Genomic DNA, 24,841 nt, shown 5'->3' with positions numbered 1-24,841 from the left:
AATTTAAAGTGAATATTTTCTTATCCAGAGAGGTGGAGGGACTGGCCCGATGAAACCCAGCAACCGCGATGCAGGTGCTAATTCCAGCAGAACATATTTGTTCTGGGAGATAAGACGAAGATATACGTAACTTCTTCTTATCGGAGAGGTTTTTTTGTTGCAAAAAAACCGATTACGAAAATATATAATAAGAAGAAAGGGGTTGCGAAGTACTGTGACACTCGAAAAATACGTAAAACTGCGTAGTACAGTTTATGAATATATGATAGAGCAAGATAAGCCAATATCATTGTTAGATATTCAAGAACATATCGTTTCGCATCATGAAGGAAAATTCACTAAAAAAATGTTACACCAATTTTATTTATCAAGACTATTAGATGAACTCAAACTGGATGGGAAAATTACTTTAGCTGATGATGAATATCGCTATGCTGAAAAAGGGGTATTTTATAAAGCGGGAAAAGGGAGCTAAGCTCTCTTTTTTTTGAAGTATGTAGTGTAAAAGACTGCTAAGCAGCCTGATACAAGGGAATGGTGTTGAGTGTGTAGTGTCAAAGATTGAATGTGCCTGAAAGAGGCACTTCATATCGGCTGCAAATGAAAAGAGACACCTTCGCCGAATAGGTGTCAGTCGTTTTGTCACGTAGACTCGCTACTTGACAGTTATTAGAATAACATGCAGGATTTTGGAAGTCAAAAGGGAATTAAAGGAAGGGGTGTTGTTATGTACGCTTACTTATTAAAAGATATAACGAAATGGATTCCAAAGTACATTATAGATAGAGGGCATGAATATTATGAAGAAGGACATGTAGAAGATGTTGAAATACACGACAAGAAAGTATTTGCTTTCGTTACTGGAAATGCAGGGAATTATGAAGTGATTATTGATCTTGAAGATTTTACAGAAAGTAGCTGTGAGTGTCCTTATGAGAATTTTTGTAAGCATATGGCGGCAGTTGTTTATGATATTCAAGGTGCTGGTGAGAGTACGGTTAAAGAGAAACTGAACGGTTTAGAAAAAGAAGAGTTACTAACAGTATTAAATCGTTTGTTACAAAGTTCGAAAAATGTGCAAATCGTAGAGAAGATGTTAAAGAAAGGGAAGATTTAATTGTAGAAGGGAGTTGCTTTGTAGTGAATGTATTAATTATATACGCTCATCCTAGTCCTTCAAGTTTTAACGCGGCGATTTTAGAGCATGTGCAAAAAGGACTTGGGGAAACAAATCATTCTGTTACGCTACTTGATTTATATAAAGAACAATTTGATCCAGTGCTTGTATTTAATGAAGAGAAGAAAAGACGTGATTTACTAAATGAAAAAGAGACGGAGCGATATAGAGAATTAGTGAAAGCAGCGGATACTCTTCTATTCATATATCCGATATGGTGGTGGGGCATGCCCGCTATTTTAAAAGGATTTATCGATCGTATTTTTGTAGCTGGATTTGCTTATAAATATGAGGGGGCATTACCGAAAGGCTTATTTAAAGGAAAGAAGGCGTGGGTTATTAATACGTTAGACTCACCGTTATGGTACGTAGCACTATTATATAGATCAGCAGATTGGATTATGATGAAAAGAGGGGTTTTACGTTTTTGTGGTATTCGCAATATAAAACGTTCTGCTTTTCAATCTGTGAAAACGAGTAAAGTAACGAAGCGTGAAAAATGGCTGTTACAAATAGAAGAAGCGGCTCGTACATTATGAATGAAATTGATCGTATTATAAAGTGTTGTAAACATGATGACGAACTTTTTCGTACGTATATTAAGTGTTTACTCCAATTGAAGAAGTGTAGTGAAACGTTAAAACAAATTCAGATACAATTAAGAAATGAGTATTTAATAAGAGGGATTTGTGAAAGAGAAGTTGATGAGGTAATAAAGGGAAGTAAAGAATATGAAACATATTTTCTTCCTAAAGTATTGCAGTGGAATTTCCTTAAGAACAATCCTCATATGATTGAAAAAGTGTGTGAAAATTTGTTTACATATGAAGCATTAAATCATGCAGAGGTAGAGTGGAGGAAGGTAATAAGCTGTATAGATAACGAATGATTTATTATATAAAAAAGCTAGTATAAAACTAGCTTTCCGTTTAAATAAATAAGAAACATAGACTAATGATAAATCCTGCATATAGTAAGTTGACAACACAAAATCCCATAATATCACGAGCGCCTAAACCAGCTATCGCTAATGCCGGTAATGCCCAGAAAGGTTGAATTAAATTTGTCCAAGCATCGCCCCATGCAATTGCCATTGCTGTTTTCGCAGCAGGTACACCAAGTTCAGCGCCAGCTGGAATCATAATTGGTGCTTGCACTGCCCATTGACCGCCTCCAGATGGAACGAAAATATTAACAATTCCAGCACTTAAAAATGTAAAGAGCGGGAATGTGGTTTCATTTGAAATGCTAATAAAGAAAGTAGAAATAGCTCCTCCAAGCGAAAGACCTTCACTATTTACTCCAATCATCATCCCCATAATTCCAGCATAGAACGGAAACTGAAGTAAAATACCTGAAGCACTCTTTGTTGAGTCAGAGAAAGCGCGAATATATTGAATCGGAGTACGGTGGAAAATAAGGCCGGCAATCAGTAACATAAAAATAACGATATCAAGTGTAAGGTTAAAGCCTTTCGTACTAAAATAGTTAAAAATATAAATAAGACCTAATAACCCGATGCAAAGTGTAATAATCATACTATTTTCCATTTTTTCAGCGAATGTTTTTTGCTCTACTTCTTGAGCTGCAGCTTCTTCATGGAACACACTTGGATCTACTGTAATCGTATGTTTTTCATCTGGATGCATTGCTTTATTAATGAGAGGCATCGTAATTAAAAAGATAATAACTGGAACGAGAGCATATGGTGAGAATAAAGTTTCTGTTATTGGAATCGCTTCTTTAATACTTCCAGCTGTCGTTTTTATTAACGTTTCGCCGCCTGTTGCTAATGTAAGAGGGATAGAAGCAGAAAGACCTGCATGCCAAATGAGAAATCCAGAGTAGGAAGAAGCAATTGCTAACCTATAATCTAATCCTTCTAACTGTCTTGCGACTTCTTTTGCATATAAAACAGAGACAACAATACCAAATCCCCAGTTTATGTATGCTCCTAGTAAACTTACGATTGAAATAGCGATAATACCTTGTCCATTCGTTTTCGGTAGTTTCGCTGCTTTCGTTAATCCTTTTTTAATAAGAGGAGCGTTTGCTAATGCAGATCCTGTCACGAGTACAAGAGCCATTTGCATAGAAAAGGCGAGCAATCCCCAAATGCCATTGCCCCAATGTGTAATCATTTCTACCGGTGTTTGGTGCGTTGAAAACATGCCGAAGAAGATAACGAAAACGGTTAATAAGCATGATAAAATAAACGGTTCTGGCAAGAAGCGCTGCACAAGGGCGACGCAACCATTTGTAAATGAACGAAACAAAATAAATCAACCTCCTTATGTATGTTTATCTCGCTATTTGTGGGCTAATAATCAGTGGGGGATGAACAAAGCCCCCACTGATTAAAGTTTCACTGTATTACAATATTCGAGGTTGTTTGAGTAACATCCTTTAATATATAGAAAATTCAGATATCTAAGGTAATTGTAATTTATTGATAGATTGATATTATTAATAAATGGATAGGCTATACTAAGTTGGATAGATAAAATAAGGTAGACTTAAATTAAGCGAGCATGCTACTATGACACGTCAACGTCGAACTTTTACACTCAAAAACACTAGGGGAATTTAAAATAATGGATAATACCATTAAAATTGGAAAGAAGGGGGTGTTGTAATGAACAAAGCGAAATTGTTTATTGGATCTTCTTTAATGATTGCTATGTTAAGTACATCAGCTTTTCCAGCTTCTGCGGATTCTTTAGTTACAAATGATATTACACAACAACAAAAACCAATTAATTTATTATCAAACGAAGAAATTCCTGGAGTTAAGATTATTGATATTACTAGAGTAACAATATGTTAAAAACGTAGCAAAGAATGAAATATAGTGTTTACTGATAGGGGGTAATGGGTCAATGAAAAAAGAATGTGGAATAATCATATTGGTTTTGTTTTTTATTTTGAGTGCTTGTTCTAGTAAAAATAATATTACTTTTAAACAAGCAGATATTGAAAATGGAATAGTGTATGAATTAATTTCTAAAAATATTAATATGAACACTGAAATATCTTATAAAATAAAAATGACTAATAATACCGATTATGTTATTGCACAAAATAATGTTATGTTTTCATTACCTAAATCACCTACTGTTTCTGGACAAACAACCAATCCATTTAGAGTGTTAGCTAAAGGTAATAAGTTAAATATTAAACCTGGGGATAGTATTGTTTTAGAAATATCATTTTCTCCTGATTTTTATTCTGAATTTAAGAATACAGAAGTATCGAAAGCAAATCTGTATATAACAGGTTATATCGATAAACTAGCTGATGAAACTCATTTTGATTTTATTAAAAGTATTAATTTAGATTAAAAAAGTGCACCTCGGATTGTTAGACTGTGTCTAACAATCGGAGGTACACTTCAAAGGAATCAACTTTTTTATTGAACTAAAGCACCCGTTAGCTGAATAGAAAATGATTACAACCGGCTATTTCTCCCAAAGCTCGATCAGTCGTCCTTCAGGATCTTTAATCCAAATAAACTTTCCAAATTCACTAATCTCTTCTTTCTTTTCAAGAGGTACACCAATTTGTTCAAGATGCTGAATAGTCTCGTTTAGATTATGTACTTGGAAATTTAACATCACTTGTTGTTCTGTTGGAAAGTAACTGTCATTTTCGGTAAAGAAAGAAAAGATAGTCTCAGTTCCTAAATCGGGTTTAATTACAGCCCCATTCCAATTTTCTATTTCAATCTTCAACACTTCACTGTACCATTTTTTTATAACATCAAGATTCTTAGTTCTCCAAAATATTCCTCCGAAACCTTTTATCATCGCATTTAACTCCTGTCTATTTTAAAATTTTTAATGTGACGTAGTATAAATTTAATATATCAAAACAAAACAGTAATAGTAAGGAGAATCAGCAACTTATGAACAGTAAAAAATCATAAATGCTGGTGTAGCATTTACTACATTAACGATACTGACATCATCCTTCTAATAGTATGGGGAAAATAGGGGGCCTGGAAAAATGAATAAAGCAATGATAAAAGACCACACATGAAGTAAAAGCCATGTGCGGTCTTTTATGTATCGCATAGTATTACGAAATTTCGCTAATTTTAGTTTCTGTAGGAGTGTTATTAGCAGTTCTTTTCTTTATCTTAAAGTGATAGTAGGTGTAGCAAAAAATGATAAATGGTACAGTGCAATAGATTCCTAGTCTTTGACTTGGGATAAAGATAAAACTTATTAATATAATGCCATACAATCCAAAACCGAGAATTGGGACAAGAGGATAAAGTGGAGTTCTAAATTTTAAGTTTTCTAATTTTCCACCTTCGGCTAAATAATGTTTACGGAAAAAGAATTGAGAAACACAAATTGACATCCAAACAATAATTGTAATGACTCCAGAAATTGAAATCAGCCATAAGTAAACCGTTTCAGCAGCTACAACGCTTGTCAAAAGAGAAAAAGCAGAAATAGCTATCGTCAAGATTAAAGCGTTTAGAGGTATTCCTCGTGATGATAATTTCTTTAAAAAGGCTGGAGCCATATCATTTTTTGATAATAACCAAAGCATTCGAGTTGCAGCGTATAGTCCTGAATTTGCGACAGAAAGGACAGCAGTAAGAATAACAAAGTTCATAATATCAGCTGCATATGGAATACCGATATTATCAAATACAGCAACAAACGGACTCTTTGTTAATCCTGCCTCTTCCCAAGGAATTAAAGCCACGAGAACAAAGATTGCTAAGACGAAGAAAAACATCGTGCGCCATATTATATTTCTAATAGAACGAGGTAAAGTCTTTGCTGGATCTTCACTTTCACCTGCTGCGATTCCAACAAGTTCTGTACCTTGGAAGGAATAATTGACTGTAACCATTGAAGAGCTTATCACTTATGCAATTGAACAACATGGACAAGAAAAATTAGATGAAATTCAATCTAATATTATAAAAAATAGAGAAGATAAAGATGATCGTGCGGTAACCATTGATTTAGTAGACAAATTAGCTATCTTATGTAAAGAAAAGGCTCCGATGATTGTACTTTTCTTTGCTCCGCCGTACTATCCAGCTGTGAGTTCACGCAACAATCCTTTAATTAAAGAGGTAGTTGTAGAAATGGAAAAGTATGCCCACTATAATCATAGAATTACATTTGAAAATCAAAATTATTTTGGTGGAATTTCAGATTTGAGCTATGTGGGCTTGCAGTACCCATTAGATTCAATGAGTTCTCTTGTAGACAATATGCCATTATGGGATAAAGGTTATTCGATTCCACTTCAGGAATTAGAAGAGTTTGACGTTCCAGTATTAAATATGGGGCCGGTAGGAAAAGATGCACATCAATGGACGGAGCGTCTGGACGTAAATTACGCATTTGAAACGCTATTAGATATGTTACCTATATGTATTGAAAAATTACTTGTTTCTAATAAAGTTACACAGTCATAGTGTCTGTATAAGAGAGATAGAAAAAGGACCGTAATTGGTCTTTTTTATTTTTGAAATATGATTTCATTTTACCTTGATAGCGATGGGGTGGTACTACATCGCCAACAAGGTAAAAAACTAATTATCCCCCAAAGCGCAAAAAACGAGCTGAATTCACATAAATAACTGTAGAGAGATAAAAATTCCGTTATGGGGGTACTTTAAAATCTTAGCTTGATGGCTATGTAGTTTTACCTCTACATAAGAGTCTAATCAAATAATTAGGAAGTTTTACATCGGGAACAAAAGAAAGTTTTATCAAATACTAGCACCGGTAGGGTTGATGCTTATGGTTGTAGGCTGCTCAGATGAGAACAAACAGGTTGTACAACAATCAAAAATAGAACATACGGGGGGACTAACCAAATGTCAGAAAATATAATGGAAGAAACTACAATGGAGAAATTTGAAAAATTCGAGAAGGAATATGACGCGAGGCTTGGGGTCTATGCTATTGACACAGGAACAAAAAAAACTGTGGAGTTTCGTGAGAACGAACGTTTTGCGTATGCATCTACTTTCAAAGCACTGGCTGTTGGGGCAGTTTTACAACAGAATTCTATAGAAGAACTTAACAAAATAGTTACCTACACTTGTGATGATCTTGTCACACATTCACCTATTACAGAGCAACATGTTAAGACAGGAATGACTCTTAAAGACATTAGTGAAGCTGCAATTCGATACAGTGACAATACTGCTGCAAATATTTTATTTAAAGAACTGGGCGGCCCTGAGGGATTCGAAACATCTTTAAAGAAACTTGGTGACCAAGTAACTCATGCTGAGCGTATTGAGACAGAACTAAATGAAGCTGTACCAGGAGAAACACGTGATACAAGTACACCAAGAGCACTTGCTACTGACCTTCAAGCATACACGCTCGGCGACATACTAACACATGAGAAACAAACTATGTTAGTTGATTGGTTGAAGAGAAATACAACTGGAGATAATTTAATTCGTGCAGGAGTTCCTAAAGGGTGGGAAGTTGGTGATAAAACTGGCGGGGGAGGTTACGGAACACGCAATGACATTGCGATTGTTTGGCCGCCTAACAGAGAACCAATCGTTCTTGCAATACTATCCAGTCGTGATAAACAGGATGCAACTTGTAACGATGAGCTTATTGCACAGGCAACAAAGGTAGTAATGAATGTTTTTAATTCCACTCCCAACAACAAGTAACGGGAATGAACTATTAAAGAGTACTATCATCTTTTTTATGAAAAATTGCTTAACATTGTAAATATGCGGTTTTCTGACGCCACTTCCTTATGAAACAAGCAACTAAAAGCCAATTGCCTTAGCGTATAATTTCCGCGTTTTGTCGGCAGGACCCCATCACCATCAAGCTAAGAAAAGCGAATACCCCAAAACGAAAAAAATGACCTAAATTCTCATAAATAACTGTTGTAGTGATATAAAATTTTCGTTTTAGGGATACTTCAAAATATTAGCTTGATGGACATGGGGGACGAGCCCCTAAAATACAATTCCGCTAGAAATTTTTGCGCTATATTCTCTTTTATTTATGATAGTTGATTAACAACACTTTCTAAAAATTTGTCTACCTTTTCTTTTGATGTATCCGGTGAATGATAACCAATCGTAAATGTAAGTCTTCCATTATAAAAGCTTGCGCCCATTGAAAAGAATGGCGCATACATAATGGGTGATGTCATATATCCGTCCTCGGCTTGAACTTCACCAAACTGAATAGGTTCATCAGCGATCACCCCGAAATTTGTCAGTAATGGCAACGCCATCCCCATCTGTAAAGCCTGTTCGTATTGCTGCTTATACATTTCCTTCACCACAGATAGCTTCATACCTGCCAGTAGCTCCATTCCTGCTGCTGAAGAAAGACCTGGATTTTGAGACTTTATTGTATCCATTGATTGTTTAATTCGAACGAGAGTCTGATTAAATGATTCATCATCCTCCATTTTAATTACTGGCATTTCCATGCCGGATAAGTTGCAAATAGCACCAGTTGTATAATTAGGCAGATATCGACGTAAATCAATTGTTAAACCGATCATTTTTTCTGCGGTACGAGGTTCTGCATACACAGTGAAATGTGATAAAGCTCGGAAGTATGCAGTCATGATTACATCATTCAAGGTAGTCTGTTGTGCTTTTGCACATTGGATTAGACGTAGAGATTGCTCATGGCTCAACCGCCGTACGGACATTTGTGGGGATTTATTTTTGTTGGGTTGAGATGGAAAAGACCATAACGATGCCTGTTGTTCTTGGTTAGGACGATACGCGCTTTTTATGTCCGATATTCCAGTATATTTGAATACATGTGATTGATCTCGAAAACTCTCATTTCCCTCACCAAATTCCTTTATAATTTGATTCTTAGATTGTCCCAAGGAGAGTTGAGTATAAATTGCTCCAAGCAAATTAATATATTCCTTGACCCCTGCACCATCTGAGCATAGATGAGATAATTTCACAACTAACATATCTGTTGTAGTGCCTCGTAATAATTTTGTTTGAACCATAGGCCCCTGAATACGATCACCAGGTTCCTTAATAAAATCTATTGCCATTATTTCAAGTTCTTGATTATTTCCTTCTGCAAAAAGGCAAATAGGAGAGTTAGTGGCAGCTGAATGTTCCTCCCAGTAAGGAATATCATTTTCTACAAACCGGCTGTTCAAAACTGGCTGCAATTGTAACGTTATCCTTACTGATTGTTCAAGTATTTTCTTTGATATACCTACAGGAAAATAAAGAACTGCATTAATTTGTTGATCTGCAGCATAAAGACCTAATAAATAATTCATTCGATCTTGAGGTGTTACTGAAAACTTTCTTTGTTCCATAATTTTGTCCCCCTTTATTTTATTGTTATTAATACTTCCTATCTCTTTCTAAAAAACAAACAAAAATCAATTTAGTTTATATATATACAAACATTTTACAATGGTGTTTGTTAATTATCAATAAAATAAATAAAATATTTTTATGTTTGTTAATAAAAAACAATAATATAATACGTTTAGGTGTTACTTCATAATAAAAGGTTGATGGACATGGAGGACCACCAACCTTTTATCATATTGCTTTAGATGTTTGTATTCATTATTACATTGTTTACAAATAACTCCTGTTTGCACATGTATCATCTGATACATGTCGCCTGACGCTTTAGAGCAATTAATAAGTATCCTTCTTTGTTCCTCCACCATGTTCCAAATGTGCCAACTACTCCTCATCAAGAAGAAACTAGAATTAAGCGAATATAAAGTAACTTATATCATAAAAGATTATTTTTCGCTTATGTATCAATCTTTGCAAAAAGACACCCAAGAATTAACAAAGATATTGTTCCATCTGTTCAATCTTTTACAGAAAAACGGACGAAAATCCCATAGGTATGAGAAGAAAACAGTCTTTGATATTTTAGGCGTTGTATACAACTTTTCTATGTCTCACAATCATGTAGCGTAATCCAAAAAATTGAAATCCATTAGGGTTTATTTGGTATGCAAACCTTTAAAGAACTTACACTGGATCTTTAGAAAAAAGAAAAAATATCACGTGAAATTAAACTTATATAAGCTTAGCTTGATGGCGATGGGGTAGCACCATCAAAACACAAACTTCATACGCTACGACAACGTAAAGATTTTATGGTGCACGTAAAAACGGATTAGTGAGAGCTCATAATACGTGGGGGATGGGCACCCCGCGAATTTAAGTTTCACTTTATAAAAAAAAGCAAGGATCGACCGGTATCGCTTGTTATTTGACTATTACTTTTCCATCCATTCCTTTCAAGTAGTGGAACCGACATATTAGTTCATATGTACCGGGAGTTTCAGGTTTTACGGTAATTGTTTTTTCTTTTCCTGGCGGGACTTCGGCGTCAAATAGTGTGAAGCCTTAGCTTTATGAGAATGTGACGGTACCTCATTTATTAATGTTACTTGATAAGTAGAGAAATGGGTGGGAATTGTGATGTAAGAATTTTCTTGTCCTCTTTTTTATATTAATTATTGAACATAAAAAGCTTTAGGACTTTGCAGAGCTTTTTCTACCTCTTCTTGAGTGAGAATAGGATTAGGAATTGCTGGTACTATCGGAAGCATTAGATCATTTTCTTCGTTACTATGACCTGTAGGATCATTTGGACAACAAGGTGCTGTGCTTTCTATATTGTTCCCTACTATTCTAGCAAATAGTGCATGTCCGATTTCATGAGCAAGTAACAAATGATCTGCTTCATCAGTGACAACAATATTAGCTTGAAAATCAGTTGTTTCACCATTCTGAACAATCGGTACATACGAATTGCACCCAGTGCTTTCTCCATCTGCTAATCTATTTCCTCCGACAAAAAATAAGCCAATCCATTCGTTAACTCCTTGAGTGTATGGGAGTGAATCTTTTATAGTATCTGGATTAAAACAGTCAATTTTATCTGCGAAATATTCTCCATTGAACAACTTGTATAAGTTGTATATTATTAATAAATGTAGCTTGTACACTTTTCGTAACGGTATTTGCTGAGTTTTTTTTTATAAAATAATCATGTGAAGTTAACATAACTTATTGTATCAATAGTATATATTTGCTTAGAATATCCATTTTAAGGTTTTGAAGTACCCCCCTAAATGAAAATTTTATTTCTCTAAAGTTAGTTACTTAGTGAAGTCTGCTCATTTTTTTCGTATTAGGGAAGAATGTACTTTTTAACTTGATGGGTATGGGGTAGTACACCTTTTAGCAAAACCGGAGTGGAAATGATGAGTATAAATAGTTTTGTGGGATTGATAAAGGACGATTTATTAAAAGAGGTAAGCATAAGAAGTGAGGATGAATTCGAGCCTGTAGTAGTTAAAGATATTCCTAGACTTTGGAAGTGTTTAGGGACAGGTAATTATGCCGCAGTATTTATGCACAAAGAATACAAAGATTGGGTAGTGAAAGTTTACGCGCGAGAAGGAGAAGGAATTGAAAAAGAGTCAGAAGTATACCGAAGAATCGGAAATCATCCTTCTTATTCGAAGCTTATATATAAAGGGGGAAATTTCATAGTATTGAAACGTTTAAAAGAAATTACCTTATACGAAGCTATTCATAAGGGGATTAAAATTCCGAAGCAGGTAATCCTTGATATCAATGAAGCTATAGAGTATGCAAGGGAACAAGGATTAACTCCTTGTGATGTTCACGGGAAAAATGTGATGATGGAAAACGGAAGGGGATATGTAGTCGATGTATCTGATTTCTTAAAAACAAAAGAAGATAGTAAGTGGAGAGACCTAGAAAAGGCATATTTTACATTTTACTTTCCTTTTATTTATAAATTGCCTTTCCCTGTTAAAATACCGTATTTCATGTTAAACATTGTTAGACGTTCATATAGAAAATATAAGAAGCTTAAAAAGAAATTCAAATTGTAAAAGGACCACATACTTATCTTTAGGTTAGATAAGTGAACCACTAGTAAACAAAAGGACCGTACATTTTAGATATGTCTAATATGTACGGTCCTAATTTTATAACTTCATGAAGTAATTTACTTATAAAATGATTGTAACATTTGTATATAATACTGATATTATTACTATGAGAAGTAAATCTTATTGTTTTAATATAATATACCATTTCAGTACATTTTATTTTAAACATATTGATGTACTATAGTTCTAAACAAATCACAATAATGGATTAGAAGGGGAATACACTATGTACACAGACTCAATTGAGTATTAAAATTTCAATCTAATTTACCTTTGCATAGATGCAGGTATTAGTTAGTTTTTTACCGTCAGCTGAAAGATCTTCATTACGTAATATTCCTTCAAGCTCAAAACCTAGTTTTTCAGGGATTTTACGACTTTTAGTGTTATTAGATTCACATCGTATTTCAATCCTTCTAAATTTGAGTAACTGAAATCCAAGGTTCGTTAACTCACTTACTGCTTCTGTCATATATCCATTGCCGCTAAATTGTGTGTTAATCCAGTATCCAATTTCACATTTAGAAATCTTCCAATTAATTCCGTGAAGGCTAGCAGTTCCAATAAAATCATTAGTACCCTTATGATAGATAAGATAGCGAAAGCTTTCTCTTTTCAAAAAATCTATATGGGCATTTTTCAGGATAATTTCCGTTTCTTCAACAGTAGGAATTGACTGGAATAAAAGCAACCATTGCCTTAATTCACTAATTGAATCTTTAATAGCTTGGTGTACGACATTCCCTTCACCAGCTTGAAGTGGTGCTCGAAGAATGAGTCTGTCTGTTTCTATTTGTAACGGAACATCTAATAAAATAGGATTCATAGCATTTCTCCTCTCGAAAACTTTAAATTATGACAGAATGAAACTTATATAATAAAAAAACTTTAACCCAAAAGAAATAATTCTTGAGGACGAGAGTTACAATTTCGTGGTACCACCTCAGTTGGTTGATATGTCACCATATCAATCTCTTCGGGTACGTTACTATAATAAATAAATTAAAAAATACCCTATCTCACTAACAGGAGATCCCGTCACAGCATCACTATAAGTTATTATAGAACCGTGCGAAGCTCCTAGTCTTTCTTCATTAAGAACTTGATTACAGTAAAGCTTATCTCCCATAAAGGAGCCTCCCAAAAATTAGTAAACAATAAATATATATTCAATTAATTACTTAGAAATCCCTTTTCACATATTGAAAACTAAACTGCCAGTTGGTACGAAAAAATGGCTACCGAAGCAGCCTTAGGTTATTCAACTAATGCATGCGTTAGTTAAATAAGGAATTATTATTTTTCATCTATTGGCTTCCAATTTTTATCTTTTGCATAATGGGATAGCACCACATTGCTATCAAGCTAAGAAATGCAAATACCTCAAAACGAAAAAATGAGCATTTTGTTACAAGTTAGTACAAAATTTCGTTCTGGGGGTACTATAAAATTTTAGCTTGATGGGCATGTGGCGATACCCCATATATAGCTTGTTCAGATGACTGTTTAGATGTTCAAATGTTAAAACTAGTTGTATATTAGGTTCTGGTGCAAAAACTTCAGGATAATTACAATAAATCTATAAAACTTGGACATACTGATACTATTACTCTAGAAAGGGTGCGTGATTGGTATCAAAAAAGAAAATTTGTTCAAATGGAAGCACTATCAGCCTGATATTATCTTATTAACAGTAAGATGGTACCTACGGTACAACCTAAGTTTTCGTGATTTGGTGGAAATGATGGAGGAACGGAGTTTATCTATTGCTCACACCACCATTATGCGTTGGGTGCATCAATATGGACCTGAATTAGATGAAAGAGTACGACGTCATCTTAAGACAACAAATGATTCTTGGAGAGTCGATGAAACATATGTGAAAGTAATAGGTCAATGGATGTATTTATATCGCGCAGTCGATTCAGAGGGGAATACAATTGATTTTTATCTAAGTAAATCAAGAGATAAACAAGCAGCCAAGCGTTTTTTTAAGAAAGCCTTGGCTGCTTCTCATATTTGTAAACCTCGTGTTATAACAGTAGACAAGAACCCAGCCTATCCCATAGCGATTCAAGAGTTAAAAGAAGAGAAACGTATGCCTGAAGGCATACAAATAAGGCAAGTTAAATATCTCAATAATATAGTAGAACAGGATCACCGTTTCATTAAGAAACGTGTGCGTTCTATGTTAGGATTCAAGTCGTATGAAACAGCCACTTCTATATTGAGTGGTGTTGAAGCCATGCATATGCTGAGAAAAGGACAACTTCACCCACAGGTGAAGTCTGCCCAAAATGAAGTTAGATTCATACATAAATTGTTTGGAATTGCATCGTAAACTGTCATTGAACAGTCCATGTAGGTTCTATGTCTCTATCAAATGGTTTTTGCACCAGAACCAAGCATAGCATCATTAGTAACGAGGAAATACTCGAAGCTACGCTTTCTAATTATAGAACTGAATGCAATGAGACTAGAGCGAATAAAGAGATTGTAGAAGGAATTGTAGAGAGCTTAAAAGCAGGAGAGGTTAAAAACGTATTTATTGTAGGTGTGCAAGGTGCAGGTAAAAGTCATTTAGCTTATTCGATTCTAAGGGAGCTAAGAGATTATTTCTACGAGTTATCAGATGGGGAAAAGCACGGTGATTTATTACTCTATAAAAAAATGAAAAGCAGTTTATTCGTAGAGATTGAACAATTAATGCGACTTATCAAGGATTCCTTTAATAACAAAGATTCTAAGTATACGGAAGAATATTGTGTAGAACTCCTGACAAGCGTTGACTTCCTTGTACTAGATGATTTAGGAGCAGAAAGCGGATCAATGAACAGAACGGACGAAGCGAGTAATTTCATCCAACGTGTCTTATACGCCGTGACAAACGGAAGACAGGGGAAGGTCACTATTACAACAACTAACTTATCGAGTGGAGACATATTTAAAAAATATGATAAGAAGCTGGGAAGACATCAGTTAGAAATCGCAGCCTTAATCATGGATAAGGCGGATAAGAACAAGATTAAATCTCGTCCAATGGGGTTAGGGGCATGAAACAACTAACACTTGAGGATGTAGTAGGAAGTTTTGATTATACCGCAACAAGTACAGCGAAAAAGTTCTTGAAGCGTAATAGCGTTATGACGTACTCAATAGAGTTTTACGACAAAAACGAGAAGTGGAAACTCCGTTGGTTTGAGGCGAAGTTAGAGAGCGACGCTATAGAAATGGCTAAAAAGAAATACGGAAAGATACAAATTATTAACACTTATATTTCGGATAGAACCTTAGAAGAGATAATGCATTTGGATTAGGAGGCATAGTGCTATGACGTGTGATACAAAGTTACGCGTGGTTATTGGAACTGTGGATAGTGGTTTTAGATGAGAAGTTGGTGTGCTAGTTGATAACATTGAAGTACCTAAAGAGGCAAGTATGCAAGCTCATGTAATTGAAAGAGGGACTCGTATTGCTCAAGGCGTTATAGTGCCAGTGGAAACAGCTCATTTTGTTGAGGTGGACGAGTTATCGGATAGTGAAAGAGGCAATAACGGGTTTGGATCGACAGGAGTAAAGTAAGACCAATTTTGAATTTTATTCAGGATGGGAATTCAGTGCAACAAAAAGTAATGAATAAAAGAGAAAATCCCTGCGGGGACAGGGATTTTATAGGAGAGATATTATTGTCGTGCGGTGTCGAAATTTGGCGTATTCGACGAATTAATATTATCACGAGTTTTCAAGTAATTGTGATGGTTGATGTGTCAAAAATGTGTACGACTTTCATATAAAAGCGTTATTTGATACCGAATAAATATAAAAAAAGCCCTTTAAGAGGGACGTGTAAATGCTATCGCATATCGTATACCACAGTATATACATGTCTCGGAATAATGTGAACAAAATAGTTATTGTATTGAAGAAAAAACATGCACAAAAATTGCGCATGTATAATAAAAAGCTATGTCTTGTCTATGTAAATATATGCGTTGCTTATACAAACCGTGAGTATGTTTGATCAAAATGGTTATTTATTAACAAATATAAAGAGCGCTTTTTAAGGCGCTCTATGACCAAGGTTTATTGTGATCTTTTTAGGTTTGTGGAGTATTTGAACAATAATTTAGTTTAAGACAAAGATAATTTCTTATTAGTAATACCGACTTGCTTCAGTAGACATGGCAATTGCTTTTGTTTCATGAACTGTACCATATGGATGCTCTGGAGGTGCATATATAGAGTAAATTTTAAGCGGTTTATTCCCCGTATTGATTACATTATGCCATTTTCCAGCAGGTATCATAATTGCATAGTCATCATAGGCCATTTCTTGAAAATATAATGTATCTTTGTTATCACCCATTTGAACAAGTCCCTGTCCTTCTTCAATACGTATGAATTGATCAGTTGTAGGGTGTACTTCTAAACCTATGTCATCTCCAACATTAATACTCATCAAAGTTAATTGTAAGTTTTTCCCTGTCCATAAAGCGGTGCGGTAAGTATGGTTTTGTTTAGTGGCCTGGTTAATATTCAATACAAATGGTCTAGCTCCATAATCTGTTAATCTAATGTTTTCACAATAAGGATTCCGGTTGTGATTCCAGGCGTTATTGTTGTTACTGTAATAATAAGGATTCCAATCGTAAATCCAATTATTGTTATTCCAGATGCTATCCATTGAGCTTTGACATTGATAGTAAAAACGTGGATTATGTTGCATATCCAAGCTCCTCTCATGATTTTATCATTTACCTTTTATCCTATGCTGTTGTCTATTTATAGGAATGCAGAATAAGAGGAAATGGGTAGTAATAAAAAATCATAAGCAAACTTTATTATTTTTTTCTATGGAATATGAAAATAAAAGGTTAATAAAGGATGTACTATTGGTGTAAAAAAGAAAACTTAATAAAATCATTATTTAAATAAAAGAAACCCCGATTGTCTGCGGGGCTCCTAAGGGTAATCGTCAAGTAATGACGTACTCGACTAATTAACGATATCATGAATTTTTTGGTAAAAATACTGGTAAATGTGTCCAAATGAATGGGCATCATTTTGAACAAAAACGCTATTTGATTTCAAATGAAAAACAGCTAGCAAAAGCTAACTGCTCAGTCTGGAAGGAAGTCTCAATTAGTAGGTTACACACAAGAGATTTCCGGCTGTTTAACAGCCTATCTACACTATTGACGGAATATTGAGTTTTATTCAGGGGATTATGTTATTTGATTGACGAAAAATTCCTTTATTAGCAGTAAAACACCGAGGAGAGACAAGACTTCAATTGAGAACCAAAACATGCTTTTTTGAGGTTTTTTAAACTCCATTAGTATGGAAGAAAATAAAAAGATCGCAATTATCATGATAATTAAGAGACGGACTATATCAGACATTAATAGCACTCCTAATATTTAATCAGTTTCATTATATAGTTATTTCCAATGAGACGGAATTTGAGACTTGTTTTATTGAAATTCGAACAAAAAAGGTCCTGTTGTCTCCAACAGAACCTTTCCTAAAATGGCAAAGAGTAACTCTTACCTTACTCTTCTGCTATATAATACACAAAACACGTATAGATGTGTAGAACAATATATTCCAATATAATTATCGGAATATATTGTTTAAGAGTATCTTGCCAGGAATTAATAAAAGGAATTAAATTATAAATGTTGGTTTATCAATGGATATTAATGATGCACTAGCAAATGATAGTTAATAAAGAAATATTACAATAATGAAATATGAAATGTTGCATATCGGATTGTAAAAGTGGAAGAAGTGAAAATGATAACCAATCAAAAACGCTATTTGAAAGGGGAATGCAAATGGTTCCATGGAATGAACGAATATACGCAATGTACCAAGGCGATCAATTCATTACGGACGACACAATATTAGAAGTCAGCGCAGCAACAAAAAAATCATTAGATTGGCTTAGGTGCATGTTGGCCCCAAGCTATGAAAAGGTGTGCGGTAGCAGTACAAGGCGGTTACGATTGATTCGATTAGATGATGACGAAGAGTGATATAAAAATTTCATTTTGTAGAAAAGGGGAATGGTGAAATGGCATACGTAATTCAAAATGTAAACACGAAGAAATACCTAAAACATAATGGTAACTACAATCCAGATGCTTATCATTTTAAAGATGTAAACAAATCGGAAGAAGCAGAACAATATCCTTCTAAAGAACACGCTGAATATGTTCGGATGTGGCATGCTGATACATCTCAAGAATTCGAGATTATCGAAATATAAAAGAGCAGCAAGCAAATGCTAACTGCTCGACTCCAGGGGAATTGGAGACTGGCTTATCTACATTATTAACGGAATATTGAGTTTTATTCAGGGGAGCAAAAAATTTGATTTATATAATTTTAATTAAAAGTTTTCTTATGAATAATAGCGTTGCTGTGAGAAATAAGACATCAATTGTAATCCAGAATATGTTGATTTTGTGTGACTTTTTAAACTCCATCACTAAGAAAAATATTAAATAACTTGCAATAAGTATTAAAAAGACCAGTTTTATTATATTGAACATTAATGACACTCCTATTACATGATTAACGTTATTATACTGTAATTTTTAAACAAAATAATCATTTTAGAAGAAAGTGAGGTTAATAGTTGATTAAACGCAGAAAGAAGACAGGCCGTATTAACAGCAAGAAAACACAAGTTGGAGATATCGTTTTTGATAGTAAGACAGAAGCGGAGTATTACCTAGTATTGAAGAGTGACCCTGAGGTTGTTGAGATTCAACTGCAACCTCAGTACATGCTCCTTGAAGGGTTTTATATTACTACACGAGATGGTAAACAAAAGAAGCGCAGAGATTGGAAATTCACAGCAGATTTCCTTGGTACTTATAAAGATGGTACGCAGGAAGTAATTGATGTTAAAGGGTATGCGAATGATCGCTTTCCATATATGAAGAAGATGTTTGAATATCGCTATAAGCAAGAATTAGTTGTTGTCATGAAGGACAAGCAGAAAGGTTGGATAAGAAAATAAAGGGGTGAGTGTTATAAAAAGATACGAAGGTACACGAGAATATATGTTGTTTCGAAAAGAACCAGGATTTGAACATGATCAAAGAGTTTGGTTGTTTGATGTATTTACGTATCAAGAGTTAGTGAACCATCTAAATGATGGATGGCAGGTTAGTAGAGGATGTACTGTTAATAAGAAAACGGCTTAATGGATAACGGAACAATGCAGGGTAGATTGGTGGGGGCTACTTTACTAAGCATCTTTCCCTTATTCAACAGTGAGATAGTAAAATTTCACGTAACTTATGTGATGTTAAAAACCAAAATTCGAAATAGGGGGATTCCTTCATGGAACAATTATCTTTATTACCAGCAATCGATGACAAGAAAGTACAAAAGGAAGTAGTTAGCATCTTGAAAGAATATAGGGCGCTGAAGATGCGATTCAATAATGAAGTGGAACAAGAAGGAATCAGTCTGTTTCCAGAGATACGAAATTCAAGAAGAATGAGTGAATTAAAGGTGAAACAGATAGAGAAGACTTTGGACCATATCTTAGATAAGGAAGAAAGAGATATTATTACAATGAAATTCTTAACGAATGAAAGAGTAAAAGATTCAGATGTTTATCATGATCTACTGCTCAAAAAGACTTACTTCTATGAGAAGAAGCAAAGTGCTATTAAATTGATTGCTACAGCGTTAGGGATTATCTAAAAAACGCGAACAAAACGCGAACTTTTTGGGGGACTAAATAAAATGCCGGAAATTATAAGCTATTCCTATAAACAGTTCTTTGAAAAGAGAATAGGTTTTGGGGATAGCGTTCCCATTATAATAACGTTACTCGGTGACGCGGAGGCTAGAGGGGATAAGAGCTTCCCGAAAATATTTATATTTACCATTCAACTCGGAATGCGTCCTCTGGGTTGATAGTGAATATAAGTCTATTACTCTGTTGTATCGTCTCTTGAAAATGGAAATGGGGTGGTTGTTCTGATTGAATGAACATCGCGTTTCTGGTACTAAAATGTAATAAGAATAAACCTCAATTGATTATTAGTAATCACTCACAAATTTTATTAATGACCAAACGAGGGCAGAGAGCTTCCGCTCTTTGTTTGAGCCAATACAGCTGAACATTCCCCTCAGTCTTGTGTGTTGGTTCAAACAGGGGGACGGAATAAATATATTCCCTCTGGATATAAACACTCTATAATTCGATATTGGCCAGCAAAGGTGAAAATGACATTAAGTAGCTGAAGTATTGAGCCGACTCTACGGAGTATAAACGAGAAGATTCTTGCTCTTCTCCCAGTCACTGACACAGGGCGTGTAGCCATACTATTGATGCGGTGATTTGGAGAAGCCTGAGAGTATCTAGAATACCAGAGGCTTGAAGAGATACTTATTGCCATTTGTTATCTCTCTTCCCCTTTAGGAGCTGTCACCTTACGGTGATGGCTTTTTGTTTGTTATATAGAAATTACACATTAACGATTAGGCATATTTAAGAATCTTGAACATAAGATGGTAGTGACACCGAGAAAGATTCATTGTGTTCGCTACTCGCGTTAATACGTTTCGAAAAGGCACCTTAATTAGGTGTCTTTTTACTTTACACCTTTTGAGAAGGACGAGCATATATTGGAGTATGGGGTAGCCCCACTTCATATATTTGAGCACCTATTGATTATGGGTGCTCTTTTATTTTGTATAAAATGGACATTTGAATAGATAATCTTCTCTCTTAAAATAACCTTAAATATATCAGTGATTCAAGAATACGAAATAATAAAATGGTATAATTTTCTAAAATAACCTAAATGAAGTTTATTTTAGAAGGGGGTAGAAGGGAAATGTTCCAGAAGTTCAAGTTTTATTTAATGAGCATTTTAATTAGTTCAATGTTAGGCGGAATTATTATAGGGGCTAATTTCTTGGTCCATAACATATATAATTTAGTTGCAGGTAAAGAATATCATTTTAATATGTGGTCTTCTATTATTATATTTAGTGTTGTATTTATTTCGGGTTTCTCGTACGCGTTGAAGAAGGGGCCAGATATATTTGTTAATGATTAAACCAATAGCAATTCTCGTAGGCGCTGCCGTGATCTGGGTGGCGTCTTGTTTGTTGTTAAGGGATGATAAGGGGTGAAATAGATTTGAAACTTAAAGATTAGATAATAATATTATTACTTTAAAATGCAGAAAATAGACTAGTAAACAAGCTGTTTTTGTTTTTTAGCATAGAATATGATGAATCCTAGAGTTAAGAGGAGGTAATTATATTCATGAGAGATGACAGAGATTGTAATGATTTTTGGGATGATTTAATGTTCTGCAGACGCAGACATAGAGATTGTGATGACCGTCGTTGTAGACGTGACCGTGACTGCGATTGTGATGAATGCCGTCGCAGACGTAATCATGATCGTGACTGTGATCGCGATAATCATCGAGATTGGTAAAGTCCTTTGAATGAGTGTGCTTCTTCACAGCACTCTTTTTTTTGTTTATGGGTTTTCTAAATTAATACTTATTAAATACGAAGAGTGTAGTTGCAATTCAATTTAAGGTCTAACAAAACAAACGAACACAACGAACGAAAATAAATGTCCTGTTTGCCTGTCTAAAAGTTGAACAATTCAGATGGCTTCATGCCATCTCTTGTTCGAAGCCAATTCATCTCCCACCTACTCACTGGGCTGTGGCCCTTCACGTTCCTTGAGGAAGGATAAAGTTTCAATTCTGTCTAAATCCCCATTAGGATATATAACCGACCATCTATTTTTCTTTACATAGTCTCCAGAAACAGTCCATATCAACTATAGATTCTTGTCTTATGCTAAATGTATTCCCAAACAAGGAGGTAATGAAAAATGTTTAAAACATTATTAGCAGGAACACTTTTAAGTACAGGATTATTAGCGGGTGGTGCAGTAGGTGCAGAAGATGTAAAAATGGACAACCTAAAATCAAATGAAAATAGTCCAAATCAATCGATTACAATAAGTGCAGATGGAATAACGTCTTTCTCACAAATCCATGATGCACCTAAAGATGCAGTACCAGCAACTTCTAAAAAAGATGTAAAAGAAGATGTAAAATAAGATAACCAAATTGAGAAATCTAACTAAAAAGAACCGGACAATTTATGCCCAGTTCTTTTTAGTTCTACAGAGGTTTTTTAAAAAAAGAAGTTCCTTTTTTCTGAAAATGTATATAAATGCAAAATGTATCATTAATATCCGAAAGGGATTTTATATTTCATTAATTTATACCTTTCCATCTACATTAATCATTTATTGCAACAGCTTTCACGTCTAAAATAAGATGTTTCAACAAAGGAAAGTATAAGTATCTTTATAATGATTTTCCAATATAATCAATGTGTTAATAAAAGGAACTCTGTGCTATTTTTGCTTTTCTACTAACTAATACAGCTTCAAACAATGGACACAATTGCTACATGCCAAGTGTAATTTATTATCCATTCAAGATTCTGTTTATTCAATCTTTCTAAAAATAAAAAAAAAATTAAACTCATAAATATACAAGTTATAATGAGGGCGTCGAGAGATAATCTATTACCTCTAGAGAAAATATCAAGCCTAGTTCTGGTGCAAAAATTCTAAAGACCTTGCAAGTAACCTTCTAAAATTGGACATACTGATACGATTACTCTAAGAAAGGTGTGTGGTCAGAAGGGAAATTTATTAACATGAAAAATGAAAACGTTATCAACTGGATCTTATTTTGAATTGGTCATTCTAATAACTTAGATTCAACTGCAATTAAAAATAATAAATTATGGGGGTGCTTATATGAACATGAATGTAACATCTATTAAAGAAAAAAAGGTTGTTAAATACAAAAGTTGTTTTGATGTGATTGGGCCGGTAATGATAGGTCCTTCAAGTTCACATACTGCAGGTGCTTTGGCTATTGGAACAGTTGCCAATAAATTATTTCAAGGTCTTCCAAAAAAAGTCGTGGTAAGGTATTATGAATCATTTGCTGAAACCCATAAAGGACACGGAACTGATTTTGCAATTATTGCTGGGATATTAGGATTTGCTGCCGATGACAGCAAAGTGCCAGATGCTATTAAAATAGCAGAATCTAAAGGAATTGACATTACCTTTATTGAAAAAGCGGGTGATAGTCCTGCTGGTCATCCAAATACGGCAGATGTATATTTAGAGGATGAAAGCCGAAGTATTAGAACGATGGGTATTTCGGTCGGCGGTGGATTAATTGAAGTCAAACATGTTGAAATTGACGGATTTAGCTTAGATCTACAGGGGCCATTGCCAGTTATTATTGCGATTTCCGAAAGAGCTGACTTTGAATTTGTCTTACGCAGGATCTTTAAACAATTTGATGTGGAAATTAACAACTTTCATAGTTTAGAAGAAAACGGAAAATATTTATATGCATTCGCTTTGGATTCGCTATTGCCTGGTAATGCTCAGAAGGAATTAGGAAATTTAAGCAATATAGCTAATATCATTATTCTTTAGTTACTTTAAGGGGTGAAAAAATATGTATATGACCATAAAAGAAATTGTGGATGCAGCTAATAAAAGCCAAAAGCCAATTTATGAATTAGCAATCGAACAGGAAATCGAACAAACTAAAACTTCTTATGAAGAAGCTTGGAGTAAAATGGAAAGAAATTTAGCGACTATGGAAAATGCCATAAATAAAAGTATCGAGGGCGACGGGGTATTTTCTCCGACCGGTTTAACCGGAGGTGATGCTGTTAAAATTAAAAACTATCGAGAAAATAGGAAAACTCTTTCTGGAGATATAATGGTGTTAGGGATTCAAAGTGCTATCGGTGTTAATGAAGTAAATGCTGCATTAGGGGCTATTTGTGCAACCCCAACAGCAGGTGCGAGTGGGACGATCCCGGGAGTCCTATATAGTATTAAAGATACGTTGCAGTTAACTCATGAAGATATGATCCGTTTTCTATTCACTTCAGCGCTATTTGGAACGATAGTCGCAAATAACGCTTGTATTTCAGGAGCGTACGGAGGATGTCAAGCTGAAGTAGGCAGTGCCTCAGCAATGGCGGCTGCAGCAGCGGTAGAAGCTGCCGAAGGAACGCCACAGCAATCTTCTGAAGCTTTCTCAACCGCATTACAAAATTTACTCGGTCTAGTTTGTGATCCGGTCGCTGGTTTGGTAGAAATTCCTTGTGTAAAGAGAAACGCCATTGGAACGGCAAATGCTTTGGCAGCAGCAGACATCGCATTAGCCGGCGTAAACAATATCATCAATGCAGACGAAGTTATTGAAGCGATGTATAGAGTTGGAAGACAGATGCCTCGCGAATTAAGAGAGACAGGTTTAGGCGGAATTGCGGCCACACCTACAGGGATTGCCATTAAAAATAAAATCTTTGGGGAGAAACAATCAAATTAATAAACAGTTATCGGAAATATTGTGAAATAGTTAACAATCCTATTCTCTATTGTTCTCCTAAGGATGTCTGTATATTGAGAGCCATTATCACTAAAATATACTACTATATAATTAAAGTGTTTTGTAAGAGCTAACAAGCCCATCAGGTTGATGACTAGCGAATTTTTCGATTTTGATCAACTTAGAAGAAGGACACACGATGTGGCGCACTTTGTAAGCAATTCATTTTTCAAGAACAGTCTATATT

General features: G+C 34.7%; 26 protein-coding genes, 7 pseudogenes and 1 riboswitch. Of the genes and pseudogenes, 24 read left to right on the top strand and 9 right to left on the bottom strand.

The window, feature by feature from the left end; all coding sequences use genetic code 11:
* Positions 1-17: 17 nt before the first annotated feature.
* A riboswitch (SAM riboswitch) is annotated at positions 18-116 on the top strand.
* A gap of 38 nt (positions 117-154) precedes the next feature.
* The 4 genes from FT637_RS19535 to FT637_RS19520 all read left to right on the top strand — a co-directional run bounded on the left by FT637_RS19535 (position 155) and on the right by FT637_RS19520 (position 2,066).
* Positions 155-475, top strand: a complete 321-nt coding sequence (locus FT637_RS19535) for a hypothetical protein (RefSeq protein ID WP_227493874.1) — start codon at positions 155-157, stop codon at positions 473-475.
* 252 nt (positions 476-727) lie between these two features.
* Entirely contained in the window at positions 728-1,117 is a 390-nt protein-coding gene (locus tag FT637_RS19530; protein ID WP_193647709.1) for an SWIM zinc finger family protein, read from the top strand.
* Positions 1,118-1,140: 23 nt separating this feature from the next.
* A complete protein-coding gene (locus FT637_RS19525; protein ID WP_193647708.1) occupies positions 1,141-1,716 on the top strand; it encodes an NAD(P)H-dependent oxidoreductase in 576 nt (191 codons plus the stop codon).
* Positions 1,713-2,066 (top strand): group-specific protein, encoded by a 354-nt coding sequence (locus FT637_RS19520; protein WP_193647707.1) that lies wholly within the window; start codon positions 1,713-1,715, stop codon positions 2,064-2,066. Before FT637_RS19525 ends, FT637_RS19520 begins: the two co-directional genes overlap by 4 nt.
* 40 nt (positions 2,067-2,106) lie before the next feature.
* Here FT637_RS19520 and FT637_RS19515 read toward each other — a convergent pair whose 3' ends face one another.
* Positions 2,107-3,453, bottom strand: coding sequence for a short-chain fatty acid transporter (locus FT637_RS19515; RefSeq protein WP_193647706.1), 1,347 nt, complete (start codon positions 3,451-3,453; stop codon positions 2,107-2,109).
* A gap of 359 nt (positions 3,454-3,812) precedes the next feature.
* On the opposite strand from FT637_RS19515, the gene FT637_RS19510 reads away from it, so the two are divergent.
* The gene (locus FT637_RS19510) at positions 3,813-4,004 is read left to right on the top strand and encodes a hypothetical protein (protein WP_227493873.1); all 192 of its coding nucleotides are present in this window, start codon (positions 3,813-3,815) and stop codon (positions 4,002-4,004) included.
* Positions 4,005-4,056: 52 nt separating this feature from the next.
* Positions 4,057-4,518 carry a hypothetical protein gene (locus tag FT637_RS19505; protein ID WP_193647705.1) on the top strand — a complete coding sequence of 154 codons (462 nt, stop codon included), beginning with the start codon at positions 4,057-4,059 and terminating at the stop codon, positions 4,516-4,518.
* A 117-nt stretch (positions 4,519-4,635) separates the two neighbouring features.
* On the opposite strand, the gene FT637_RS19500 is transcribed toward FT637_RS19505, so the two are convergent.
* A complete protein-coding gene (locus FT637_RS19500) occupies positions 4,636-4,983 on the bottom strand; it encodes a VOC family protein (RefSeq protein ID WP_193647704.1) in 348 nt (115 codons plus the stop codon).
* 271 nt (positions 4,984-5,254) lie between these two features.
* Positions 5,255-6,049 (bottom strand): annotated as a pseudogene (locus FT637_RS19495) (amino acid permease); the annotation flags it as partial.
* Here FT637_RS19495 and FT637_RS19490 point away from each other — a divergent pair.
* Together FT637_RS19490 and bla are read left to right on the top strand one after the other, a co-directional pair.
* Positions 6,039-6,623 (top strand): annotated as a pseudogene (locus FT637_RS19490) (hypothetical protein); the annotation flags it as partial. The pseudogenes FT637_RS19495 and FT637_RS19490 sit on opposite strands and share 11 nt — an antisense overlap.
* A 357-nt stretch (positions 6,624-6,980) precedes the next feature.
* Positions 6,981-7,850 (top strand): annotated as a pseudogene (bla, locus tag FT637_RS19485) (class A beta-lactamase); the annotation flags it as partial.
* Between the two features lie 344 nt (positions 7,851-8,194).
* On the opposite strand, the gene FT637_RS19480 reads toward bla, so the two are convergent.
* Positions 8,195-9,502 (bottom strand): condensation domain-containing protein, encoded by a 1,308-nt coding sequence (locus tag FT637_RS19480; protein WP_193647702.1) that lies wholly within the window; start codon positions 9,500-9,502, stop codon positions 8,195-8,197.
* A 331-nt stretch (positions 9,503-9,833) separates the two neighbouring features.
* On the opposite strand from FT637_RS19480, the pseudogene FT637_RS19475 reads away from it, so the two are divergent.
* Positions 9,834-10,130: pseudogene (locus FT637_RS19475) on the top strand (IS4 family transposase); the annotation flags it as partial.
* Between the two features lie 294 nt (positions 10,131-10,424).
* Here FT637_RS19475 and FT637_RS19470 read toward each other — a convergent pair.
* Together FT637_RS19470 and FT637_RS29950 are read right to left on the bottom strand one after the other, a co-directional pair.
* A pseudogene (locus FT637_RS19470) lies at positions 10,425-10,550 on the bottom strand (cupredoxin domain-containing protein); the annotation flags it as partial.
* Positions 10,551-10,675: 125 nt separating this feature from the next.
* A complete protein-coding gene (locus FT637_RS29950; RefSeq protein WP_227493872.1) occupies positions 10,676-11,128 on the bottom strand; it encodes a hypothetical protein in 453 nt (150 codons plus the stop codon).
* Between the two features lie 300 nt (positions 11,129-11,428).
* On the opposite strand from FT637_RS29950, the gene FT637_RS19460 reads away from it, so the two are divergent.
* Positions 11,429-12,088 carry a serine/threonine protein kinase gene (locus tag FT637_RS19460; protein ID WP_193647780.1) on the top strand — a complete coding sequence of 220 codons (660 nt, stop codon included), beginning with the start codon at positions 11,429-11,431 and terminating at the stop codon, positions 12,086-12,088.
* Positions 12,089-12,410: 322 nt separating this feature from the next.
* Here the strand turns inward: FT637_RS19460 and FT637_RS19455 are convergent, their stop codons facing one another.
* Both FT637_RS19455 and FT637_RS19450 read right to left on the bottom strand, forming a co-directional pair.
* Positions 12,411-12,974: a GNAT family N-acetyltransferase gene (locus tag FT637_RS19455; protein ID WP_193647701.1), complete on the bottom strand. Its 564-nt coding sequence runs from the start codon at positions 12,972-12,974 to the stop codon at positions 12,411-12,413.
* A gap of 162 nt (positions 12,975-13,136) precedes the next feature.
* The gene (locus FT637_RS19450; protein WP_193647700.1) at positions 13,137-13,277 is read right to left on the bottom strand and encodes a hypothetical protein; all 141 of its coding nucleotides are present in this window, start codon (positions 13,275-13,277) and stop codon (positions 13,137-13,139) included.
* Positions 13,278-13,781: 504 nt separating this feature from the next.
* Between FT637_RS19450 and FT637_RS19445 the strand changes: the two genes are divergently transcribed.
* The 4 genes and pseudogenes from FT637_RS19445 to FT637_RS19430 all read left to right on the top strand — a co-directional run.
* On the top strand, positions 13,782-14,489 hold the full coding sequence (locus FT637_RS19445; RefSeq protein ID WP_193647779.1) for an IS6 family transposase: 708 nt from the start codon (positions 13,782-13,784) through the stop codon (positions 14,487-14,489).
* 29 nt (positions 14,490-14,518) lie between these two features.
* Entirely contained in the window at positions 14,519-15,205 is a 687-nt protein-coding gene (locus tag FT637_RS19440) for an AAA family ATPase (protein WP_227493870.1), read from the top strand.
* On the top strand, positions 15,202-15,465 hold the full coding sequence (locus tag FT637_RS19435; protein WP_193647699.1) for a hypothetical protein: 264 nt from the start codon (positions 15,202-15,204) through the stop codon (positions 15,463-15,465). The genes FT637_RS19440 and FT637_RS19435 overlap by 4 nt, the downstream gene beginning before the upstream one ends.
* Positions 15,461-15,730: pseudogene (locus FT637_RS19430) on the top strand (dUTP diphosphatase); the annotation flags it as partial. The gene FT637_RS19435 and the pseudogene FT637_RS19430, both read left to right, overlap by 5 nt.
* 571 nt (positions 15,731-16,301) lie before the next feature.
* On the opposite strand, the gene FT637_RS19425 reads toward FT637_RS19430, so the two are convergent.
* Positions 16,302-16,874 carry a cupin domain-containing protein gene (locus FT637_RS19425; RefSeq protein WP_193647698.1) on the bottom strand — a complete coding sequence of 191 codons (573 nt, stop codon included), beginning with the start codon at positions 16,872-16,874 and terminating at the stop codon, positions 16,302-16,304.
* Between the two features lie 1,111 nt (positions 16,875-17,985).
* Between FT637_RS19425 and FT637_RS19420 the strand changes: the two genes are divergently transcribed.
* From FT637_RS19420 to sdaAA, 10 genes and pseudogenes are all read left to right on the top strand, one after another.
* The gene (locus FT637_RS19420) at positions 17,986-18,186 is read left to right on the top strand and encodes a hypothetical protein (protein ID WP_193647784.1); all 201 of its coding nucleotides are present in this window, start codon (positions 17,986-17,988) and stop codon (positions 18,184-18,186) included.
* Positions 18,187-18,224: 38 nt separating this feature from the next.
* On the top strand, positions 18,225-18,419 hold the full coding sequence (locus tag FT637_RS19415) for a hypothetical protein (protein WP_193647697.1): 195 nt from the start codon (positions 18,225-18,227) through the stop codon (positions 18,417-18,419).
* A gap of 372 nt (positions 18,420-18,791) precedes the next feature.
* Positions 18,792-19,178, top strand: coding sequence for a DUF1064 domain-containing protein (locus FT637_RS19410; RefSeq protein ID WP_193647696.1), 387 nt, complete (start codon positions 18,792-18,794; stop codon positions 19,176-19,178).
* Between the two features lie 4 nt (positions 19,179-19,182).
* Positions 19,183-19,365 carry a hypothetical protein gene (locus tag FT637_RS19405; RefSeq protein WP_193647783.1) on the top strand — a complete coding sequence of 61 codons (183 nt, stop codon included), beginning with the start codon at positions 19,183-19,185 and terminating at the stop codon, positions 19,363-19,365.
* A 139-nt stretch (positions 19,366-19,504) separates the two neighbouring features.
* Positions 19,505-19,873, top strand: coding sequence for an ArpU family phage packaging/lysis transcriptional regulator (locus FT637_RS19400; RefSeq protein WP_193647695.1), 369 nt, complete (start codon positions 19,505-19,507; stop codon positions 19,871-19,873).
* A 1,142-nt stretch (positions 19,874-21,015) separates the two neighbouring features.
* On the top strand, positions 21,016-21,240 hold the full coding sequence (locus FT637_RS19395; protein WP_000486589.1) for a hypothetical protein: 225 nt from the start codon (positions 21,016-21,018) through the stop codon (positions 21,238-21,240).
* Positions 21,241-21,452: 212 nt separating this feature from the next.
* Positions 21,453-21,629, top strand: a complete 177-nt coding sequence (locus FT637_RS19390; protein WP_193647694.1) for a hypothetical protein — start codon at positions 21,453-21,455, stop codon at positions 21,627-21,629.
* Between the two features lie 411 nt (positions 21,630-22,040).
* Positions 22,041-22,256 (top strand): annotated as a pseudogene (locus FT637_RS19385) (hypothetical protein); the annotation flags it as partial.
* Positions 22,257-22,985: 729 nt separating this feature from the next.
* Complete coding sequence (gene sdaAB / locus FT637_RS19380) at positions 22,986-23,684, top strand: L-serine ammonia-lyase, iron-sulfur-dependent subunit beta (protein WP_193647692.1); 699 nt, start codon at positions 22,986-22,988, stop codon at positions 23,682-23,684.
* A 22-nt stretch (positions 23,685-23,706) separates the two neighbouring features.
* Positions 23,707-24,594: an L-serine ammonia-lyase, iron-sulfur-dependent, subunit alpha gene (gene sdaAA / locus FT637_RS19375; RefSeq protein WP_193647691.1), complete on the top strand. Its 888-nt coding sequence runs from the start codon at positions 23,707-23,709 to the stop codon at positions 24,592-24,594.
* The last annotated feature ends 247 nt before the right edge of the window (positions 24,595-24,841 follow it).

Origin of the sequence: Bacillus cereus (assembly GCF_015071065.1) — a bacterium.
GTDB lineage: Bacteria > Bacillota > Bacilli > Bacillales > Bacillaceae_G > Bacillus_A > Bacillus_A cereus_BA.
The sequence above is the reverse complement of the archived record's forward strand: the minus strand, read 5'-3'. Positions and strand labels throughout refer to the sequence as shown.

Excerpts from the sequence above, each read along its gene's own strand:
- FT637_RS19510 (WP_227493873.1), top strand. The coding sequence starts at position 3,813 with ATGAACAAAGCGAAATTGTTTATTGGATCTTCTTTAATGATTGCTATG.
- FT637_RS19400 (WP_193647695.1), top strand. The coding sequence starts at position 19,505 with ATGGAACAATTATCTTTATTACCAGCAATCGATGACAAGAAAGTACAA.
- sdaAA (WP_193647691.1), top strand. The coding sequence starts at position 23,707 with ATGTATATGACCATAAAAGAAATTGTGGATGCAGCTAATAAAAGCCAA.
- FT637_RS19450 (WP_193647700.1), bottom strand. The coding sequence starts at position 13,277 with ATGGGAGATAAGCTTTACTGTAATCAAGTTCTTAATGAAGAAAGACTA.
- FT637_RS19505 (WP_193647705.1), top strand. The coding sequence starts at position 4,057 with ATGAAAAAAGAATGTGGAATAATCATATTGGTTTTGTTTTTTATTTTG.
- FT637_RS19520 (WP_193647707.1), top strand. The coding sequence starts at position 1,713 with ATGAATGAAATTGATCGTATTATAAAGTGTTGTAAACATGATGACGAA.
- FT637_RS19395 (WP_000486589.1), top strand. The coding sequence starts at position 21,016 with ATGTTCCAGAAGTTCAAGTTTTATTTAATGAGCATTTTAATTAGTTCA.
- FT637_RS19440 (WP_227493870.1), top strand. The coding sequence starts at position 14,519 with ATGTCTCTATCAAATGGTTTTTGCACCAGAACCAAGCATAGCATCATT.
- FT637_RS19530 (WP_193647709.1), top strand. The coding sequence starts at position 728 with ATGTACGCTTACTTATTAAAAGATATAACGAAATGGATTCCAAAGTAC.
- FT637_RS19460 (WP_193647780.1), top strand. The coding sequence starts at position 11,429 with ATGAGTATAAATAGTTTTGTGGGATTGATAAAGGACGATTTATTAAAA.
- FT637_RS19500 (WP_193647704.1), bottom strand. The coding sequence starts at position 4,983 with ATGATAAAAGGTTTCGGAGGAATATTTTGGAGAACTAAGAATCTTGAT.
- FT637_RS19420 (WP_193647784.1), top strand. The coding sequence starts at position 17,986 with ATGGTTCCATGGAATGAACGAATATACGCAATGTACCAAGGCGATCAA.
- FT637_RS19390 (WP_193647694.1), top strand. The coding sequence starts at position 21,453 with ATGAGAGATGACAGAGATTGTAATGATTTTTGGGATGATTTAATGTTC.
- FT637_RS19435 (WP_193647699.1), top strand. The coding sequence starts at position 15,202 with ATGAAACAACTAACACTTGAGGATGTAGTAGGAAGTTTTGATTATACC.
- FT637_RS19480 (WP_193647702.1), bottom strand. The coding sequence starts at position 9,502 with ATGGAACAAAGAAAGTTTTCAGTAACACCTCAAGATCGAATGAATTAT.
- FT637_RS19455 (WP_193647701.1), bottom strand. The coding sequence starts at position 12,974 with ATGAATCCTATTTTATTAGATGTTCCGTTACAAATAGAAACAGACAGA.
- FT637_RS19415 (WP_193647697.1), top strand. The coding sequence starts at position 18,225 with ATGGCATACGTAATTCAAAATGTAAACACGAAGAAATACCTAAAACAT.
- FT637_RS19425 (WP_193647698.1), bottom strand. The coding sequence starts at position 16,874 with ATGCAACATAATCCACGTTTTTACTATCAATGTCAAAGCTCAATGGAT.
- sdaAB (WP_193647692.1), top strand. The coding sequence starts at position 22,986 with ATGAACATGAATGTAACATCTATTAAAGAAAAAAAGGTTGTTAAATAC.